Source organism: Burkholderia sp. WP9 (assembly GCF_900104795.1).
Classification (GTDB): Bacteria; Pseudomonadota; Gammaproteobacteria; order Burkholderiales; family Burkholderiaceae; genus Paraburkholderia.
The window spans coordinates 2,894,739-2,913,474 of sequence record NZ_FNTG01000002.1 but is presented as its reverse complement, the minus strand read 5'-3'; the positions used below and the strand labels follow the sequence as shown (position 1 = coordinate 2,913,474).

The 18,736-nt window shown below is 60.1% G+C and carries 14 protein-coding genes and 3 pseudogenes; 6 read left to right on the top strand and 11 right to left on the bottom strand.

All coding sequences use genetic code 11. The features are described 5' to 3' along the window. Positions 1 to 15 precede the first annotated feature (15 nt). A pseudogene (locus BLW71_RS34110) lies at positions 16 to 312 on the bottom strand (LysR substrate-binding domain-containing protein); the annotation flags it as partial. Positions 313 to 338: 26 nt separating this feature from the next. Here BLW71_RS34110 and dkgB point away from each other — a divergent pair. Both dkgB and BLW71_RS34105 read left to right on the top strand, forming a co-directional pair. Beyond that, positions 339 to 458 (top strand): annotated as a pseudogene (gene dkgB / locus BLW71_RS42990) (2,5-didehydrogluconate reductase DkgB); the annotation flags it as partial. A gap of 60 nt (positions 459 to 518) precedes the next feature. Next, positions 519 to 948: pseudogene (locus tag BLW71_RS34105) on the top strand (oxidoreductase); the annotation flags it as partial. A gap of 161 nt (positions 949 to 1,109) precedes the next feature. Here BLW71_RS34105 and BLW71_RS34100 read toward each other — a convergent pair. From BLW71_RS34100 to BLW71_RS34090, 3 genes are all read right to left on the bottom strand, one after another. Next, the gene (locus BLW71_RS34100; RefSeq protein WP_091807523.1) at positions 1,110 to 2,432 is read right to left on the bottom strand and encodes a c-type cytochrome; all 1,323 of its coding nucleotides are present in this window, start codon (positions 2,430 to 2,432) and stop codon (positions 1,110 to 1,112) included. Then, entirely contained in the window at positions 2,432 to 4,210 is a 1,779-nt protein-coding gene (locus tag BLW71_RS34095; RefSeq protein ID WP_091807521.1) for a GMC family oxidoreductase, read from the bottom strand. The genes BLW71_RS34100 and BLW71_RS34095 overlap by 1 nt, the downstream gene beginning before the upstream one ends. Before the next feature lie 81 nt (positions 4,211 to 4,291). After that, the gene (locus BLW71_RS34090; protein WP_091807519.1) at positions 4,292 to 4,987 is read right to left on the bottom strand and encodes a gluconate 2-dehydrogenase subunit 3 family protein; all 696 of its coding nucleotides are present in this window, start codon (positions 4,985 to 4,987) and stop codon (positions 4,292 to 4,294) included. A 642-nt stretch (positions 4,988 to 5,629) separates the two neighbouring features. On the opposite strand from BLW71_RS34090, the gene BLW71_RS34085 reads away from it, so the two are divergent. After that, positions 5,630 to 6,571: an AEC family transporter gene (locus tag BLW71_RS34085; protein ID WP_091807517.1), complete on the top strand. Its 942-nt coding sequence runs from the start codon at positions 5,630 to 5,632 to the stop codon at positions 6,569 to 6,571. Positions 6,572 to 6,713: 142 nt separating this feature from the next. Here BLW71_RS34085 and BLW71_RS34080 read toward each other — a convergent pair whose 3' ends face one another. The 4 genes from BLW71_RS34080 to BLW71_RS34060 all read right to left on the bottom strand — a co-directional run bounded on the left by BLW71_RS34080 (position 6,714) and on the right by BLW71_RS34060 (position 9,736). Continuing rightward, positions 6,714 to 7,592 carry an alpha/beta fold hydrolase gene (locus BLW71_RS34080; RefSeq protein ID WP_091807515.1) on the bottom strand — a complete coding sequence of 293 codons (879 nt, stop codon included), beginning with the start codon at positions 7,590 to 7,592 and terminating at the stop codon, positions 6,714 to 6,716. A gap of 313 nt (positions 7,593 to 7,905) precedes the next feature. Beyond that, positions 7,906 to 8,496, bottom strand: coding sequence for a YoaK family protein (locus BLW71_RS34070; protein WP_286162183.1), 591 nt, complete (start codon positions 8,494 to 8,496; stop codon positions 7,906 to 7,908). A 131-nt stretch (positions 8,497 to 8,627) separates the two neighbouring features. Then, positions 8,628 to 9,317 (bottom strand): hydrolase, encoded by a 690-nt coding sequence (locus tag BLW71_RS34065; protein ID WP_091803430.1) that lies wholly within the window; start codon positions 9,315 to 9,317, stop codon positions 8,628 to 8,630. Between the two features lie 152 nt (positions 9,318 to 9,469). Further along, the gene (locus BLW71_RS34060; protein WP_091807509.1) at positions 9,470 to 9,736 is read right to left on the bottom strand and encodes a hypothetical protein; all 267 of its coding nucleotides are present in this window, start codon (positions 9,734 to 9,736) and stop codon (positions 9,470 to 9,472) included. A 221-nt stretch (positions 9,737 to 9,957) separates the two neighbouring features. Here BLW71_RS34060 and BLW71_RS34055 point away from each other — a divergent pair, with 221 nt between their 5' ends. Together BLW71_RS34055 and BLW71_RS34050 are read left to right on the top strand one after the other, a co-directional pair. After that, positions 9,958 to 11,094, top strand: coding sequence for an FAD binding domain-containing protein (locus BLW71_RS34055; protein ID WP_091809215.1), 1,137 nt, complete (start codon positions 9,958 to 9,960; stop codon positions 11,092 to 11,094). A gap of 193 nt (positions 11,095 to 11,287) precedes the next feature. Next, on the top strand, positions 11,288 to 12,292 hold the full coding sequence (locus BLW71_RS34050; RefSeq protein WP_177205161.1) for an alpha/beta fold hydrolase: 1,005 nt from the start codon (positions 11,288 to 11,290) through the stop codon (positions 12,290 to 12,292). 157 nt (positions 12,293 to 12,449) lie between these two features. Here the strand turns inward: BLW71_RS34050 and BLW71_RS34045 are convergent, their stop codons facing one another. Next, positions 12,450 to 12,809 (bottom strand): BON domain-containing protein, encoded by a 360-nt coding sequence (locus BLW71_RS34045; protein ID WP_091807505.1) that lies wholly within the window; start codon positions 12,807 to 12,809, stop codon positions 12,450 to 12,452. A 611-nt stretch (positions 12,810 to 13,420) separates the two neighbouring features. On the opposite strand from BLW71_RS34045, the gene BLW71_RS34040 reads away from it, so the two are divergent. Further along, positions 13,421 to 15,001, top strand: coding sequence for an aldehyde dehydrogenase (NADP(+)) (locus tag BLW71_RS34040; protein ID WP_091809213.1), 1,581 nt, complete (start codon positions 13,421 to 13,423; stop codon positions 14,999 to 15,001). 49 nt (positions 15,002 to 15,050) lie between these two features. Here BLW71_RS34040 and BLW71_RS34035 read toward each other — a convergent pair whose 3' ends face one another. Continuing rightward, positions 15,051 to 16,520 carry an MFS transporter gene (locus BLW71_RS34035; protein ID WP_091807503.1) on the bottom strand — a complete coding sequence of 490 codons (1,470 nt, stop codon included), beginning with the start codon at positions 16,518 to 16,520 and terminating at the stop codon, positions 15,051 to 15,053. Between the two features lie 125 nt (positions 16,521 to 16,645). After that, positions 16,646 to 18,595 (bottom strand): aconitase family protein, encoded by a 1,950-nt coding sequence (locus tag BLW71_RS34030; RefSeq protein ID WP_091807501.1) that lies wholly within the window; start codon positions 18,593 to 18,595, stop codon positions 16,646 to 16,648. Positions 18,596 to 18,736: the final 141 nt, after the last annotated feature.

The window sequence follows — 18,736 nt, the reverse complement described above, 5'->3', positions numbered from 1 at the left end:
CGTCTCAGGCGCTCATTACTGACCCGCCCACGCAGCCGGCCTGCGCGCCCGCGTTCCACTGCCGAGCGCCTCGACCAGATAATCGACGAACGACGCGATCCGTGATGAAATCGCCGTATTCCGGTAATAGACGGCTTGAATCGGCTGCAGCACGTCTTGCGTGTGGCGCGTAAGGACTTGCATGAGCCGCCCGGCTTCACGGTCCTGCGTGGTCATGAAATCCGACAGGCAGACGATCCCGTCGCCTTCGAGCGCGAGTTGTCTCAGCGTCTCGCCGCTCGACGAACTCACCGTGGGCTCGATGTGCCCCGGATAACGAGGTGCCGCTCGAGACGTTCATGACAGCCCTTGCCGACGTGCAAGCAAAAGGCCTGACGCGGCAGATCGGTATCTCGAACTTCAATATCGAACTGACGAAGCAGGCGATCGCCGCGGTCGGCAAGGACGCGATCGCGACCAATCAGATCGAGTTGAGCCCGTATTTGCAGAGCCGCAAGCTGGTCGAATACCTGCGCAGCATGACGCTGCCGAACCGCATCGTGATGCCGCCCATGACGCGCTCGCGCGCCAGCCAACCCGGCGACGAAGCCAACGACCTGATGGCCGCCTATTATGCGCAACGCGCGGGCGCGGGCCTCGTCGTCAGCGAAGGCACCTATATTTCGCCACTCGGCAAGGGCTACGCATGGACGCCCGGCATTCACACGCCCGCGCAGGTCGCCGGATGGCGCAAGGTGACCCACGCCGTGCACGCCGCCGTGCAGCCGCATCTTCGCGCAGCTCTGGCACGTTGGACGGCTGAGCCACACGAGCCTGCTCGGCGGCCGGCAGCCCGTGTCGTCGTCGCCGATCCAGGCCGAGGGCGTGAACGTGTTCATTGCCGGCGACGACGGCAGCACACCCGGATTCGTGCAGGCGTCCGCGCCGCGCGCGATTGCCGACGACGAAGCGCTCGCCACCTTCTAAGCAGCGTGGCCAGGTGGACTCGTTACGATCATCGACGCTTTGCCCTCGTCCATTCGCAGCCGGGCTACCGGGAGGATCAGAAAAACGTCCTGAATTACGGCTGAAAACTACTGATCGAATCTGCGCTGAAGGCGCCATGAGACTTACGGCGTGTCAGCCACCGACACCGTCGGAGCCACCTTCACCAACGACTTGCGCACTTTGCCTACCTGGCGCTCGGTCGCTGTGCCGCCCCGGTTGCCCCAACTGGTTTGCACGAAAGTCACTACGTCCGCTATCTGTCGATCGCTCAGAATGGCTGCATACGGACCCATCGTGATGGCCGAGGGCGCAGTGCGTGTCGCCGGCATCGAGCCGCCCGACAGAACGATGTGAATCGCCGACGTCGGATCGTCGGTCTGCAATACCGGATTGCCCGCCAGCGCCGGGAATGCCTTGCCGTTCCCCGTGCCGTCAGAGCGATGACAACCGGCGCAACGGTCGAGATAGATCTGCGCGCCGGCACTGGGCACCTGTCCGTGATAGAGCGCGGTCGCAACCGTTGCGTCGTAGCGATACGGCTGCGCCGCGTCCTTGTGCGGCGACAGCGACTTCAGATAAGCCGCAATGCCCTTCAGGTCGGCTTCGTTCAGATGCTGCATCGAATTCACGACCACGTCGTTCATCGCGCCGAATGAGGCGATATGTGCGTTGCGCCCGCTTTTCAGAAACGCCACGATGTCCTCAGTCGACATGGCCGCAAGACCGTCTCCATGTTCGTTGCGCAGCGACGGTGCAATCCAGCCGTCTATCGATGCCCCGCCCGCGAGGTAGACCGGATCGGTATCGTCGCCTAGCGACAACTCCTGAAGCCCGACGCCTCGCGGTGTATGACAGCTTCCACAATGTCCGAGGCCCTGCACCAGATAGGCGCCACGCGCGACTTCCACCGGTGTGCCCGCCGGTGCGACGTACGGTTTCGGTCCGGGTCCGAAGACCCAGCCCCAAACCGTCAGCGGCCAGCGCATCGACAATGGCCATGGAATGTCGTTATCGCGGTTCGCCTGCCTGACGGGCGCTACGCCGTACATGAAGTAGGCATAGAGCGCATGCATGTCCGCATCGTCGATATGCGCATACGATGGATACGGCATGGCCGGATAAACCGCATACCCGCTCTTCGTTCTTCCGCGGCGCATCAACGTCGCGAAGTCGTCGTAGGTCCAGGCGCCGATGCCGCTTGTCTTGTCCGGAGTGATATTCGTCGAGTACACCTTGCCGAGCGGTGTGCCGAGCGGATAGCCACCTGCGAATGGTTTGCCGTTCTTCGCCGTGTGACAGGCAATGCAGTCGCCTGCACGCGCGAGGTATGCGCCGCGCTCGACCTGCGCCGCGTCCGCAGCCGGCGCGGCGTCCGCGCCCCAGGGAAGCACCAGCATGCAGATGGCCACCATCGCGCCGCAGCGCAGGCTATCGATATATTTCATCACGCATCCACCAGTGGCCGCGGGTCTTTCAGGTACTGCGTCCTGATCGCCTTCGCCGACCAGTAGGCCAGCGCGGCGACCGCGCCCGTGGGGTTATAGCCGAGGCCCACCGGAAACACGTTGGAGCCGATCGCAAAGACGTTATGCACGTCCCAGCTTTGCAGATAGCGGTTCAACGCACTCGTCTTCGGATGCTCGCCCATGATCAGGCCGCCGGCCCAATGCGTGGTCTGATACGGCCGCACGTCGAAGTGATCGCCGAAGTTCTTTTGCGTGACCGTATAGTCCTTCGGCCCCATTGCCTTTGCGACCTGGACCAGCTTGTCGGTCACGAAACGGGTCATGCGAATGTCGTTGTCTTTCCAGTCGAACGTAAAACGCAACAGCGGTTGCCCGTATTTGTTCTGATATGTCGGATCGAGATCGAGATAACAATCGCGATAGACCATGTTGGTGCCGTTCGAGTCGATCGACACCGTGTTCACGTAGCTATCTTTGACTGCTTTCTTCCACGTGCTTCCCCATTTAGGGGTTCCCGCCGGCACCGCTATGCCGGAAATCGGCTTGGCTCCCGCCGGGTTGCACCACAGCGCCGCACCGCCGACAAAGCCGTGGGGGCCATGGTCGAAGTTATCTGCGTTGAAATCGTCGAACGCGACGCTGTTGCCGCCGGCGCCGATAAATGGATTGCTATTCGTCCCCGGTTCGAAAAAAACCTGGATATTCGAAAGCATCTGATACGACACGTTCTTGCCGACAGTACCCTCACCGCTCACCGGGTCGTATTGCTGGCCGATTCCCGACAGCATGAAAAGATGTGCGTTGTTATAGGCGAAGGTGCTCGCTATGACAATCCTGGCGGGTTGTGCGACAACTTTACCTGCGGCATCGACATACTCGACACCGGTGGCGACCTTGCGCGTCCTGTCGAGCGTAATTCGCAACACCGTGCAGTTGGGCCGGAGTTCGAAGTTCGGCAAACCGCGCAATGCCGGTAGGATATTCACATTGGGCGACGCTTTCGAATAGTTGTAGCACGCGTAGCCCGAACAATACCCGCAGAAGTTGCACGGTCCCATCTGGCAACCATACGGATTCGTATAGGCTGCCGACACCGTGGCCGACGGCGCGCGAAATGGATGGAAACCCAATTCGCGCGCCGCTTTCATGAAAATATGAGGACCATAGGGTACTTTCTGCGCGGGCAGCGGAAAAGCACCCGAGCGGTCTGCTTCGAACGGATTGCCATCTCCCACAACCTGGCCGTTCACTCGGTACGCCTGCCCCGACGTGCCGAATACTTTTTCGGCGAAGTCGAAATGCGGTTCCAGCTCTTCATAAGACACACCAAAATCCTGCAGCGTCATGTTCTTCGGAATGAACTTTGCACCGTAACGCTCAACGTAGTGCGAGCGCAGCCTGAGCTCCTCCGGATAAATCCGCCAGTGCTGGCCTGCCCAATGGAGACCCGCGCCGCCAACCCCTTCACCCGGTTTGAATGCGCCTATCTGCCGATACGGCAACGCCGTGTCGTTCAAGTTATGACGGAAGGTGAACGTACTTAGCGCCATATTCTGAAACAGCTTGAAACGCTGCAGATAGGTCAGTTCGTCCAGCGTGGTCGGATACGCACCGTCCGGATACGTATCGCGGTATTGCCCACGTTCCAGCGCGAGCACCTGCAAGCCGGCTTCGGTCAACTCCTTCGCCATGATGGCGCCGGCCCAGCCAAAGCCGACGATCACCACGTCGACGCCTTTCATCGTTTGGTCTGTCATTGAATTATCCTGGTGGGAACGCGTTGATTCCCGCGCACCTCGCGCCTGCAATGGCATTGATCGACATGGAAGATGAGGCGCTCAGGCGCTGGATACCGGCGCAAGCGGGTAGCGCTTCCCATACTGTTCGACCCAGTCGATATAGTCGGCTCTTGCCCCAGGGAAATTGATCATCTTCCACGCCGCCATATCGCGATTGCCTCCGTGCTTCGGATCGCAGAAATAGCCTTCGTGTGTGTTCTGCAACAGTTGCGCAAAGAAGTCCACTGCGGGCACGTCGCCGATACCCAGCTTGCCCGATTCCAATTCGCCAATCATGCTGTCGCGCGTACTGGCGTCGAGCTCATCGAAGCGTTTCGAAAACCGCTTGCGCACCTGTTCGTCCAGTCCGGCCAACGCACTTCGGTACAGCGCCCGGGGGCTGAATTCGAGCTGATAGCCGAGCGTCGCGGGCCCTGCAACGAAGGGCCCGTGCATGTACCAAAGGGCGCCATAGCCGTAGGGCGTGTTCATCTGGCTGTCGATAAATTCCGGCACGCCCGCCTCAATCGCACCTGGCCCTTCGCTGTCCGCAGGGATCAGGCGATCGACCAGCGCGACAAGCACGCTCCATTCGTCGGGCGTAAAGTAGCTGGGCGTCCAGTTCGGTGTGTTGCCTGCTGTCGAACTCGCCGCAACGCCGGCCACGCCGGCGCCGATCGCCACGGCGGCCGGTCCCGCGCTCGCGACACTACGCAGAAACGCGCGGCGCCCCGGAGAAATTCCAACCCGTTTCATACAAACGCTCCGATATGGATTGCGGGATGGCCATAGCGGACATTCTGAAATCCAGTATTGTGATCATACGGCCGAGCAAGCCACGTCCTCTATCCAATCGGCGCGAACATATTGCGCTGGACGCTAGTTGCAAGTCATCCTACCCAGCGATTCTGCTAATGAAATTAGGCCGGACTGAATAGTTATTAAAAATTACGCCACCTCGTCTGAAGCGCCACGTGACGCCGAAGGTCAACGCTGATCTTCCCCGGCCAACTCTTGGGCTTGGAACCTCGATAGATTCGTCTGTCCGCCACAAACCTATCCTTCGAAGTCCTGCAGGTTTTCGATGCAATCGATCGAACCGGCTGTCGCGCGACCGTCATACATCTGGGGGCGTGTGGTCGCCGAGGAAGGACAGAGCCCCAAAAAGCCGGCAAATGGCGTGCGTGAAAGAAACTTAACGTACAGCTCAAAAAAATCTGTATCACGCGTTCGCTTGAATCGATCTCGTACATCCGGCACCGTTAATAATGCTTCATGTTTTCCTAAAGACTTAATGCGCGCCGATCAATAGACTTCGTTGCCGCAATAGAGGTGGCCTCCGTCGATTACGACATTCAACGGCGCCCGACGTGGACGCCATCACACGGGCAACGACAGATGATTCACGAGATAGCTTACGCGCTAGTGCCGTTCTTCTTTTCTATGGCGACAGGCTATCTGGCGGGCAAGCTCGCTCGGGGCACCATGCCGTTATCTTCGATCAATACCATGCTGGTCGACTACGCGCTGCCGTTCGCGCTGTTCCTGTACACAGCCAAGATGCAGCGCACCAGCCTCGACAGCCACCTCGTGCTGATCCTCCTGCTGATAGCGGTGATGCTGGTGCCGTACTTCGCGTCGCTTGCGTTGTCGCGTTTTCTTTTCAAGGTGGCGTCGGCGAATGCGGCCGTCCGCGCGGTCACTATTGGTATGCCGAACTTTGCCGCGGTCGGCCTTCCGCTTTTGCATAGTGTCTACGGTGAAGCAAGCGACTTGACCGTCGCGCTTGCGATCACGACCGCCTCGGTTGTGATGTCGCCAGCCGGGTTGATCCTGCTCGAACGTGCAAAGACTCGCGAGAACGACGGCGCGCACTCGAATCTGCTGGCAAAGGCGTTGATCACGACATTCGTCAAGCCGATCGTGATCGCGCCGCTTCTCGGTGTGATGGTTTCGCTTGCGGGTTGGCAGTTGCCGGGGCTCATGGTGCAGTCACTCAATATCATCAGCAGCACGACAGCGGGCCTGGCGTTGTTTTCGACCGGGTTGATACTGGCGTCACAACCTTTCCGGCTGGATAAGGAAGTATGGGTTGGCGTGGCGCTCAGCAACGTGATCCAACCGCTGATCGCCTATTTGCTGGTCGTGGTGTTCGCGCTGCCGAAGCCGATTGCCGGTCAAGCCATTTTGCTCTCGGCGATTCCATGTGGTTCGTTCGGCATTCTGTTCGGCTTGTCGTACGGCGTACAGGACACGCCATCGGGCACGACGCTGGTCGCCTCGAGCGTCTTGTCGATTTTCACCCTGACCGCAACAATCTTCCTGCTCGGCTATCTTTGACTCGTGCCGCGAGTGTTTTGCGCATGCGGTCGGGTTTGGCCATGCATCATGCTTCTGCCGGTCAACCGGCCGCGGATTACGCCCCGCGGCCGGGCACTTCAGCTATCGTGCGGCTCGTAGCCGCGGAGCGTCCGACGGCCAATCAATTCCCATTCCAGCCCCGCAGGAAATCCACCAGCAATTCGTTGACCCGTTCCGGCTGTTCCTCCTGGGGCAAATGCCCGCAATGCGAGATCGGTTCGGCACGGAGGTTGTTTGCCATGCCTTCCCAGACAGCCTTCATGTCGAACATGCCGCCCACCGCATAGAAGTCTTCACCCCACAGCGCCATAGTCGGGCACGCAATTTTCACGTCCGCGTCGACCAGATCCTGAGCGACGTCCTCGGAATTCGCGCGATAGTCCGACATTGCGCCTCGCACCGCGCCCGGCCGCTTGTACGCTTTCACGTACGTATCGAAGTCCGCGCCTTCGATCGTGTGCGGGTTGTAGCACCAGTCGGCGAAAAAGTGATGCAGCCACGCGTCTTCCTTCCCCGCGATCAGCGTTTCCGGTAGGTCCGCGACCAGATGGAACAGAAAGAACCAGTACGCACGCGCTGTTTGTGGATTCATGTTTTGTGCGACCACCCGCGTCGGCACGTTATCTATCACGACGAGCCGATCGACCCGTTCAGGATGATCCTTCGTCAGCCGAGTGGCCACGCGCGCGCCGCGATCGTGCCCGACGAGCGCGACCTTGCCGATCCCCAGTTCGTCGAGCAGACTAATGATGTCCATCGCCATGTTCCGCTTGTCGTAGCCGGAACCGGGTTTGTCGGTTTCGCCATAGCCCCGCAGGTCCGGCGCGATGACCCGATAGTGCTGGGCCAGCACGGGAATCTGATGACGCCACGCAAAGCTCGTCTCGGGGAAACCGTGCAGGAGCACGACAACCGGGCCGCTACCGGCATCGAGGAAATGCTGCCGGATGCCGTTCGCACGCAGCGTGTGGTGAGTGACTGCCGTCGCTTCAGTTGCCATTTTTCGTTTCCCGAAAGTGATGAAAGACAAGGTAGGCGCCCGGGTCATCGACCGGGCGCGGCTTCGTAATTGACCGGCAGCCAGTCATATACGCAAAAAAAGCATCGCGTCCACGCGTTCGACGCAGTTGCGAATTTTTATTGAAGATCGCGCGGCTCATGCCGCCCTTCACCGCCTGATCGATATCGGTGACCAGATGGCCGGTTCGCGACAAGCTAACCGCTTGCCTTCGGCATCGCCCTTCTCTTCCAGGCAAGAAATAACAAAATGGCCACTGGGAATGTAATCGCGAGAAAAGAAAATTCGACGTAGGTCAATGCGCCGCCAACCGCGCCGACAGCAAAGCCGCACATCGCCGCCAACGTCGATTGGAGGCGCCCTCGAACCTGCTGCCCATGCCCGCCCGCGGCGCCCCCCGGTGTATCAGCTCGATCACGTCGAGCACGATCTGCGTCACGTTTCCGGTCATCACCGTGTTCGGCAGCCCCGTGACCATCAGCAACCTGCCACGCGCGTTCTGCACGCCCATCGCCATGGTTCCCAGTACGCCGCACACCAGCACCATTGATGCATTCGATGCCTTGATTGGCGTCGCGATCAAGCCTGTCACAAGGAATGAAACGAGCAGCATTGCCTGAAACAGGTACAAAGCGCTCGCAGCATCCGCCGGATGATTGCGCTCCAGAAACTTGAAAATAACGCTGCTCAGCGCAATGCCGACTATAAAAGACGAAAACGCCAGCAGCTTCAGCAGCACACCTTGCCCCCCGCCTGCGAACTCCGCGCCGATCAGTACGAAGTTGCCCGTGACATGCGCGGTGAAGAGTCCGAACAACGCAACGAACCCGACGGTGTCAACGTAGCCCGCTATCAGCGCAAGAATCGTGTCTTCGTGTTTATTCATGAACGATTCCCCGGAAAGCGGAAGGCCGGCTCCGGCGCGGACGTATTGAAAGTCATGGCGATCCTGATAGGGGGCGCGCCGCTTTTCACGCACGGGGCTATTCGTGTAAAGCGGGCGCTCGCCGCGACTTATTATTTCTTTGCCGGCACCGGCGCCAGAACCTCGTGCGTCCCCGCCGCGCGCTGGGCAGCCTTGTGCACCATGGTGTAGGCATAGTCCACGCCCATCCCGTACGCGCCCGAATGCTCTTTGGCAATCGCCATGACTTCGTTGTAAGTCTCTTTGTGCGCCCAGTCGCGCTGCCACTCGAGCAGTACCTGTTGCCAGGTCATCGGAACCACGCCGGCCTGAATCATCCGCTGCATCGCGTAGTCATGCGCGTCCTTCGAGGTGCCGCCCGACGCGTCGGCGACCATATAGATTTCGTAGTCACCTTCGGCCATGGCGCACAGCGCAAACGTGTTGTTGCAAACCTCGGTCCACAAACCTGCCACCACTACCTTTTTTCGGCCATTCGCAGCAAGCGAGTCACGAACCTTCTGGTCGTCCCACGAATTCATGGACGAGCGTTCGAGCACTTTGTGCTCCGGAAATACGTCCAGCAATTCCGGGTACGTATAGCCAGAAAAACTTTCGGATTCCACCGTCGTAATAGTGGTGGGAATGTTAAACACCCGCGCTGCCTTCGCAAGTCCTACTACGTTGTTCTTAAGTACCTGACGGTCGATAGACTGGACCCCAAAAGCCATTTGCGGCTGTTGGTCGATGAAGATGATCTGCGAGTTTGCAGGCGTGAGGACTTCCAGTTTCGGATTTGCCATGGCGTTGTACGTCCTAGAAGTTGAGTGAACATGAGAAGACAGGCCGCACTCGCGAGAAGTGCGAGGAAGACTGAAGCCCAGTCTATCCAGAGCTTTTCACCCAGTCCTTGGCAGAGCCCTTAATAGTTCTTAATAGAACGCACGGGAAGATATCAGCGACCGATCGGGACACAGAATACAGTCGCCACGAATTCGACAAGCTTCTGCTCGACCGTCAAGGCGCCGCGCACCCGCTTGCAGTTGATCCGATCGCCAGAACATCCGGTCCGCACCATGCCTGTTCTGCGTCCGCGGTTGAGGCCTGGTGCAATGAGTTCCGTCAGGAAACCGGACAGAATCTCTCCGGTTTCACAAAAATTCAGCGCGGCATCAGGATTTTCTTTGCCGTCGGCGATACGCTGCTCGGTACTGTCACCCATTCGCACCATGTTCAATCGCTCGCAAAAGGAACGACCATGTCACCTCTTCCCGCCGCCAGGTGCATGCTGCCTGTGACAGGTGGGTGAATCACTCGAACGCCTGAACAGTTGATAGCGGGAAGCGTAGTCACGCTGGCCGATCTGCGTGACATGCCTTTGGGCGGCGACAGTCTGCGCCGGCAAATAGACGTATGGAGGATCGACATGGCATCGCCAACAGCATGAAAATTGCAATCGCGGGTGGTTCAATCGCAGGGCTCGCATGCGCATTGACGCTGACATGCACGGGCCACGACGTGCACGTCTACGAGCGCTCTGCAGGACCGCTGCGGGGTCGTGGTGGTGGAGTCGTGGTGCTGCGGCAGATGCTGCGGTTTCTCGAACAGCACGGCCATCGAACCCGCGCGATGCTTGCGGTGCCGACGCACCGACGGCGCTGGATCGATATCGACGGCAATGTGACGCGCGACGATCCCGAGCTGCTCCCGTTTTCATCGTGGGACGCCGTCTACCGGTCGCTGTGCAGCATGTTGCCGCCCGCTTCGCTTCACTACGGGCGCAATGTAGCGAGTGTTGCCGAAGACGCGGACGGCGTCGAAATCCGTTTCGACGACGGCGCGGCGCCGGTTCGCGCAGACATTTTGATCGCCGCGGACGGCACCGGCTCGCGGCTTCGTTCCGCGCTGTTTCCCGGTAACGCCTCGTCGTACGCAGGTTACATCGCGTGGCGCGGGGTGGTGAGTGAAAACGCTTTCAACCGCGTGGAGGTGGTGGATCTGATCGAGAACATGACGCTCTACCGTTCAGATGCCGAACTATTCATGACATTCCTCATTCCCGCGCTGAATGGCTCGCTCGACACAGGCATGCGCCGGTTCAATTGGCTCTGGTACAGAAACGAACCCGACGAGTCATCAATCGGCGCGTTCCTGACCGGACGCGACGGTCATCGGCACCACGCATCAGTCCCGCCTGGGGAGCTGTCGGAACAGTCGCTTGCCTATCTGCATCGGGCGGCGCTCGATGGGCTGCCTCGCGCGTTATCGCAACTGGTGGCCGCGACGCACGCGCCATTCCTGCAAGCCATCTCCGACGCCCTGAGCCCCTCGTTCGCCAAAGGGCGTATCGCTCTAGTGGGCGACGCAGCCTGCACGCTACGACCTCACACTGGCTCGGGCACCTCCAAGTCCGCCGACGACGCCGTGAGCCTCGCCGAAGCGCTGGCAACCACATCTGGCAAGGACGTCGTGCAGGTACTCGACCGTTGGGCCGCCATGCGGCGCGGTGCCGTCGCCCCGTTGCTTCTGAAGGGCCCCCGGTTGGCGCAGTCGTTCGGACTTGGCTATCCGTCAACCTGATCGCGATCAGCAGAACGTCATTGAAACTCGTTAGCCGAAGTGGCCGCGTGACCGCCACATGCATTTCGAGTTAATAAGAATTAAGGATTATGAAGTTCAAACAAACTACCGAATCCGTACTATCGGAGCCTGAGATGTCTCGTCATGCGTTACCACTACGACACATCCACCAACAACACAAGACTGGAGAAAAATGGCAAATCAATCGGGAATTGCATCGGCGAATCGAAGGCAGGTGCTTGTAGCGGGCGCGGGCGCAGCCGGCGCGGCGATCGCCGCCATGGCCGTACCGACCGTCGCGATGGCCGCTGCATCCGCTAGCGGAAATGCACATGCGGGCAATTCATCCCACCCACAACATGGAGAGCGCCATACGATGAATACGGTAACGACTAAAGATGGTACACGCATCTTCTTCAAGGATTGGGGCAGCGGCAAGCCGGTCGTCTTCTCGCACGGCTGGCCGCTCGATGCCGACGCGTGGGATCCACAAATGCTGTTCCTGGTGCAGAAAGGCTACCGGGTCATCGCCCACGACCGCCGCGGCCATGGCCGCTCCGATCAGCCGTCCCACGGCAACGACATGGACACCTACGCAGACGATCTGGCTGCGGTGATCAACGCGCTCGACCTGAAGGGCGCCATGCTCGTTGGCCATTCGACTGGCGGCGGCGAGATCGCACATTACATCGGCCGCCATGGCACCTCGCGTGTTGCCAAGGTCGTGCTGATCGGCGCAGTGCCGCCGATCATGGTCAAGACCGAAAGCAATCCGAACGGCCTGCCAATGTCGGTGTTCGACGGCATTCGTGCGAGTGTCGCGAGCAACCGCTCGCAGTTCTACAAAGATCTCGCTGTGCCGTTCTTCGGCTTCAATCGGCCCAACGCGAAAATCTCGCAGGGCACGATCGACGAGTTCTGGCGCGAAGGTATGCTCGGCTCGGTCCAAGGCCAGTACGAATGTATCAAGCAGTTCTCGGAGGTCGACTACACGGCAGATCTGAAGAAGATCGACGTGCCGACGCTGGTCCTTCACGGCGACGACGATCAGATCGTCCCGATCGACCAGGCGGGTCGCCTGTCAGCGAAGATCGTGAAAAATGCCACACTGAAGGTCTATCCAGGTGCGCCCCATGGCATGTGCACGACCGAGGCGGATAAAGTGAACGCCGATCTGCTGGAGTTCCTGCAGAGCTAACGCGCATTCGAGTGTTGCGCTTGCATCGTTAAACGCAGCGCTCCTTGTCGATGCGCGGGCCCTGGCTGTTTAGCGCAGCCGGGGCCCGCAAACGCGCGATCCTGCTTCCCAATGCAGGACGGGTTCGATTTTCTTCTGGTTTCCCGCGGCCCACCATTTACTGGCCACCGCCTTCTTCCTCAACGATCACACGGTTGTCGACGGCCGCCACATGCGGAACACGTTTGGCAACATTGCCCGCCACCTGAATCTGTGCTGCATCGGGCACCGTACCCACCAGAGAAACGGTTCCGTTTTTGACGAGCACCGCAATGTTGCTGGCGTTCAACCCTTTGGTCGAATACAGCGCGTGACGAACAGCCTTCGACAATTGCCGGTTCTGCAAACGGATCGACGCCTTCGTCATTCCTGCACCGGCGTGGGATGCCACGGCGTCATTATTCGATTGGGCAATGGCAGCGGTTGAGAGGAGCGCGACGACGGCAGCGCAAGCCACGACGAGTGCGGAAATTCGCATGATGTTTTCCTGTTGATTGGAGTGAATTGAGATCGGCCGAAAAGGCCATGTCAGCGTGGGCGAGTTCGCTCCCCATGCAACGATTTCATCTTAATCAGCTCCGCTTCCAGGGGTCAGTGAAACGTTGTTAAAACTCGTTAACCGAACTGGTTGGGCAAGCGGCACATGAGTTTCGACCTGATAGAAGTCACGCATTCTGAAGTTCAAGACAACTATCGAATCCGTATGAATGGAACCTGTGATGTTTCATCGCGAATCGCCACGAAAACATATCTACAAGTATCGCTGGCCGCTTGCGACACTGATACCCACAACTCGAATTAAGGACGTTTTAATCAGGCTTAAGGACGAGCCAAACACGCGGACCTAGCATGGTGACGATAGCGACATGCGCCGAGGGAGAGCTTCGATTAACTATCCTCCGGGAACGGCCGCATTTTTCCTTTTGCGGCCCTTTGAAGACACGCTTTGAACCGGCAGCCATTGCAGCGGGGGCATCGATCTGGCCATTCTCGGACAGCGCGTCTGCCACAGGCGACAGATCGCAGTCTACGCATGCATTCGCCATATCCGGATAACACGTTTGCTTGAAGAACCTGGAGAACCTCATGATGAAAGTTGCGGGTGAAATGTCGATCGGCCGCGCATCGCGCTTTGGAACGGCGGACACTATCAAGGCTTTCGACCCACGCCTCGGCACCGAGATTGAACCCTCCTTCGGCGTCGCGACACTGAAGGATGTAGATGACGCCTGCACGCTCGCGTTGCAGGCCTTCGAGTCATATCGGCACACTTCACCCGAAACTCGCGGCGCGTTCCTGATACGCGCGGCCGACAATCTGCTTGCACTCGGCGATGTACTGTACGAACGTGCAGCAAGTGAAACGGGTTTAACCGTTGAGCGTATCAAGGGCGAGACGGCGCGCACGGCTGCGCAGATGAAAATGTTCGCCGACGTGGTACGCCACGGACGCTGGCGTCACGCGACGATCGATTCCGCCGATCCCGCGCGTCGACCGGTGCCTAAAGCCGATTTACGCATGCAGAAGATACCAATCGGCCCCGTCGCCGTATTCGGTGCGAGCAATTTTCCGATCCTCTATTCGGTGGCGGGAGGCGACACGGCCTCTGCGCTCGCGGCGGGCTGCCCCGTCGTTGTGAAAGCACACGGCTCGCACCTCGGCACATCGGAACTGGTCGGCAAGGCGATACAGGCTGCCGTCGAGGAATGCAAGCTGCACGAAGGCGTGTTCTCACTGCTGATCGGACACGGCAATGCGGTAGGCGAAGCACTTGTGGATCATCCGGCCATTCGGGCCGTTGGCTTCACCGGCTCGGAAGGCGGCGGCATGGCACTCGTTCGCCGAGGTGCGGCGCGTGCGGTGCCGATTCCCGTCTTCGCTGAAATGACAAGTGTGAATCCCAACTTCGTTCTGCCAGCGGCATTGCGGACCCGCGCGCCAGACATTGCTGCGCACTTCGTAGAACGCATGACAGCCGGTGTTGGCCAGATGTGTCTGAAGCCAGGCATGATCGTCGCGATTGATGGCGCGGGCTTCGAGGACTTGCGTGTGGCACTGGCGGAAGCACTGTCGGCGGTACGAGCGGAACCGATGCTCAGCCCCGGAATCTACGACAATTTCAACCGTGAAGCGAAACGTAGTCGAGAAGGTAGGTCGAGTCTCAGCATCGCGAAAGGAACTGCGCCCAAAGGCCGTTTAGAAGGGCAGTCCGAAATTTTCGAGGTTGACGCCGCTGAAGTACTCGCCGCGCCCCAGCTTGCCGGCGAGATGTTCGGCCCAGCGGCCGTCCTCATCCGCTGCGAGAGCGAGAATGAGTTGATCGAACTGACAACCAGTCTGCGCGGCCAACTGACCATGGCCTTGCATATGGAATCAACCGATCTCGACTTAGCCCGACACCTGATCCCCGTGCTCGAAAGCAAGACAAACCGTATCCTCGTGAACAAATTCTCGAATACGGTCGAGATTGGTTATGCGACGGTACACGGCGGACCGTATCCGGCGACCTCCGACAGTCGGTTTACGTCCGTCGGAGCAACCGCGATCGATCGCTTCTTGCGGCCGATCTGCTACGAAAATCTACCGCCGGAATTGCTACCGCCTGCGCTACAGGACAGCAATCCGTTGTCTCTATGGCGCGTGCGCGATGGCGAATTGGAGCGGCGTTAGCGTTCAATTCACCAAAAAAACGAAACGCCCGCATCAGACGGGCGGCTCGCTACTTCGAGATCTTCTCCAGCTCGAGCCCCTTCGTGCGCGGCCCGATCAATCCAATCGCCAGCATTACGATCAGCATCGCCCCGGCGATGAACACAAACACGCCCGTGGTGCCAAACTCCTTCAACACCGCCGCGATCAGAAACGCCGTGAAAATAGCCGAAAACCGGCTCCACGAATAAACGAAGCCCACCGCCCTTGCCCGAATGCTGGTCGGAAAAAGCTCGGTCTGATACGCGTGATAGCTATACGAAATGATGTTGCCGGCAAGCGTCAGACAGACTCCTAATGTCACCAGCAGCACCGCGCCGGAGGCCTGACTGAACCACAGCCCGCAGACGATATTTACACCCGCCATCACCACGATCACTGTCTTGCGCTCGAAGCGGTCGCCAATGAAGAGCCCAATCACCGGCCCAAGCGGCGCGGCCAGCGCGATCACACTCGAATACATCAGGCTCGTGGTAATCGTAATGCCCTGCTTGATCAGCAGCGTCGGCACCCAATTCGCAAAGCCGTAAAAGCCCACCGTCTGAAAGATGTTGAAGATCGTCATCATCAGCGTGCGGCTGCGATACGGCGGCACCCACATATCGCGGAAGCTGCCGCGCGGCGCCACCGGCACCGACGCTGCGGGCGGCGGCAACTCACGACCGTATTCGCGGCGCACTTTCGCTTCGAGCTCGCTCATCACACGATCGGCTTCGGCAAGACGTCCTTGCTGTGCGAGCCAACGCGGGCTTTCCGGCAACGCGCGGCGAATCCACCACACGAACAGTGCGCCATGTGCGCCAATCAGCACGACCCAGCGCCAGCCGTCGAGGCCGAGCAGCGTGCGCGGCACCAGCAGATACGAGAGAAACGCCACCACCGGCACCGCCGTAAAACCGACTGCCTGCTCGCACGCGAATGCGCGGCCGCGAATCTGCTTGGGCACCAGTTCGGAAATGTACGTGCCGATCGTCACCAGTTCGACGCCGATGCCGACGCCCGCCACGAAGCGCCAGAAGTTCAGCCCGGTAGCCGTTTCCTGAAACGCCATCACGACATTGGCCGCCGTGTACCAGAGCAGCGAATAGGTGAACACCGCGCGGCGTCCGAAGCGATCCGCCAGAAAGCCACAGGCGATCGTGCCGATAAAGAGGCCGCTGAACAGCGCGGCAATGAAACTCGCAACGCCGGTCGTGCCGAACAGGCCATGCGTGGTCGCACTCAGCAGGCCGCTTTTGACGAGACCCGGCGCGACATAACCCGAGTACAACAGATCGTAGAGTTCGAAGAAGAAGCCGAGGCTTAGCAGCACCACGAGCTTCCAGACAGAACGTGTGGCGGGCAGCCGGTCGAGGCGCGCGGAAATGCTGCCGGCGTCGAGCGGCGTGGCCGCGGCTGCAGCCGCACGGGTCGCCGCGATATCGGAATACGCCGCGCCACCGCTCTTCGCGACGGAACCGGCATGATCTGGGGATGCCATGTTGTTTGTCTCCTCTGTCGACCGCAAAAGTCTATAGCTCACGGGGCCGGTCTCGTGCCGGCCTCTCGTACTTTCGTGCGTCATACGCGCGATGAAGATGCCGGACCCGAGGTCCGGCCAGCATTCTAGCCGTGCACGCGCTTCAATTGCTCGAAGGTGGTGATTTTTCCGGCCAACGCGCTCGCCGCCACCGTATACGGACTCGCGAGCCACACGTTGCCCGGCCCCGAACGGCCCGGGAAATTGCGGTTGATCGCGCTGATCGTCACCTCGTTCGCCTCGGCCGATTGGCCCGGCCCGCAATTCGCGCACGACCCGCAGCCCGGCATGACGAGCGTCACACCCGCGCGCTCGAAGACCTGCAAATAGCCCTGTTCCTCGCAATACGCGCGCACCGCCATGGTGCCGAACTGCAGAAATAGACGCGTGCCCTCAGGTACACGGAGGCCCTGCTCGACGCCCCAGCGCAACACCTCGTGATAGAAGTCGAAATCCTCGCGCTTGCCTGCGGTGCATGAGCCACCGTAAGCGATATCGATAGCGACGTCCTGTTCCAGTTGCGGCGCCGGCACCCCGTTGCCGGGATCGCCGGGACGCGCGAGCATGGGCTCGATCGCGCTTGCATCGATCTGAATCGTGTCGCGATAGATCGCGCCCGCATCGCTTTTCATCCAGCTTTCAAGGCTGAAATCCACGCCGCGCCGCTCTTTCAGAAACGCCACCGTGCGTTCGTCCGGTTCGACGATACCGGTGAAGCCGCCCAGTTCCGCGACCATGTTGGTCAAGGTCGCGCGCTCGTCGATCGACATGGCGCGCACCGCCGCGCCGCCGTATTCGAACACCAGACCGATCGCGCCACCCGAGCGGATCGCGTCCATTTGCAAAAGATGCAGCACCACGTCTTTCGCGGTCACGCCGTCGCGCAATTGCCCGCTGATTTCGATGCGCAACGTCTCCGGCACTTTGCAGCGCACGTAACCCGTCACCCAGCTATTGGCGATTTCCGTTGCGCCCGCACCGAATGCGAGGCAGCCGAGCGCGCCCGAATGCGGCGTATGCGAATCGGTGCCGCACGCCACTTGCCCCGGCAATGCGTATTGCTCGGCCATCAGCGCATGACAGATGCCTTCGGAGCCCGGCATGCCATCGAGCGCGCCGTGCGAGCGAACCGGATAATCACGCGAGAACGACGTATGGCCTTCCATCAGATTGGCGACGCCCGGCAGCAAACCGTCACGCACGTGCGGAATGCTCTGCGAAGCGAGCACCAGATGATCCTGGAACGCGATAATGTGATCCGGCGCATGCAGCGGCGCCGGCTTGCCGAACGCGCGGTGCATGAGGTGCGCGCACATGCCGGTGAAGTAATCGTGACTGAAGCGCCAGTCCGCCGCAATGAAGACGCCGTCACCGCGCTGCGCCCCTAAGCCGCCCGGATGCAGATGCCGTTCGATGATCTTCTCGACCAGCGTCTTCGGCTCCGTTGGCTGCGCAATCTCCGCGTGATCGGCCGTGCACGGCGCGGGCCAGTCAGCGAACTTGCTGTACGCGAGCAGGCCGCCGCTGCGAATGATCTGCTGCGTGAGCGCGTCGCGGCCTTTGAGAAACTCGTCGATGGGCACCGCTTCTCCCGCGCTCAAACGATCGAGCACGGAGAAATCGGTCGTGGTGAGAATGCCGATGTTGTCGCAATTCTGCTGATAGATGCGCTCGAAACTCTCCGCGACAATCAGCCGGATACCGGCCGAGAGTTCAGCCAACGGACTCGATTCGCGCGACGAACCCTTGCCGTAGCGCTTGCCCGCCACCGTCACCTGAAAGCCGCCGTTCTTGACCGCATTGCGGCCGATCGGCATGCGCTCGCCGGCTTTGAAACCGACGTACGGATACTGGCCGAGGCGTTCGTCATACGTGAGCATGACGGTGACTGGCGTGATCTCGTCGGTGGAAACGTTGTCGCGCAACGGGCCCGCCGTGGCGCGCGTGAAATTTTCGCCGGCGAGTTGGGCATCGATCACCGCGGGGTCTTGAGACAGGTACAGCACGCGGCCGTCCAGACGAATCGCATCGCGCATGAGCATTCTCCTTGCGCTCACTATACGGCGCGCGCGGGCAATGCCGAAGTGCCGGTGCGGCAACGCAGACCTCTCGTTTGGCGATGATCGGCGTTGGCTGGCGCGATCACTTCCGACATGAGCCAGGCTTCGACGCATCGT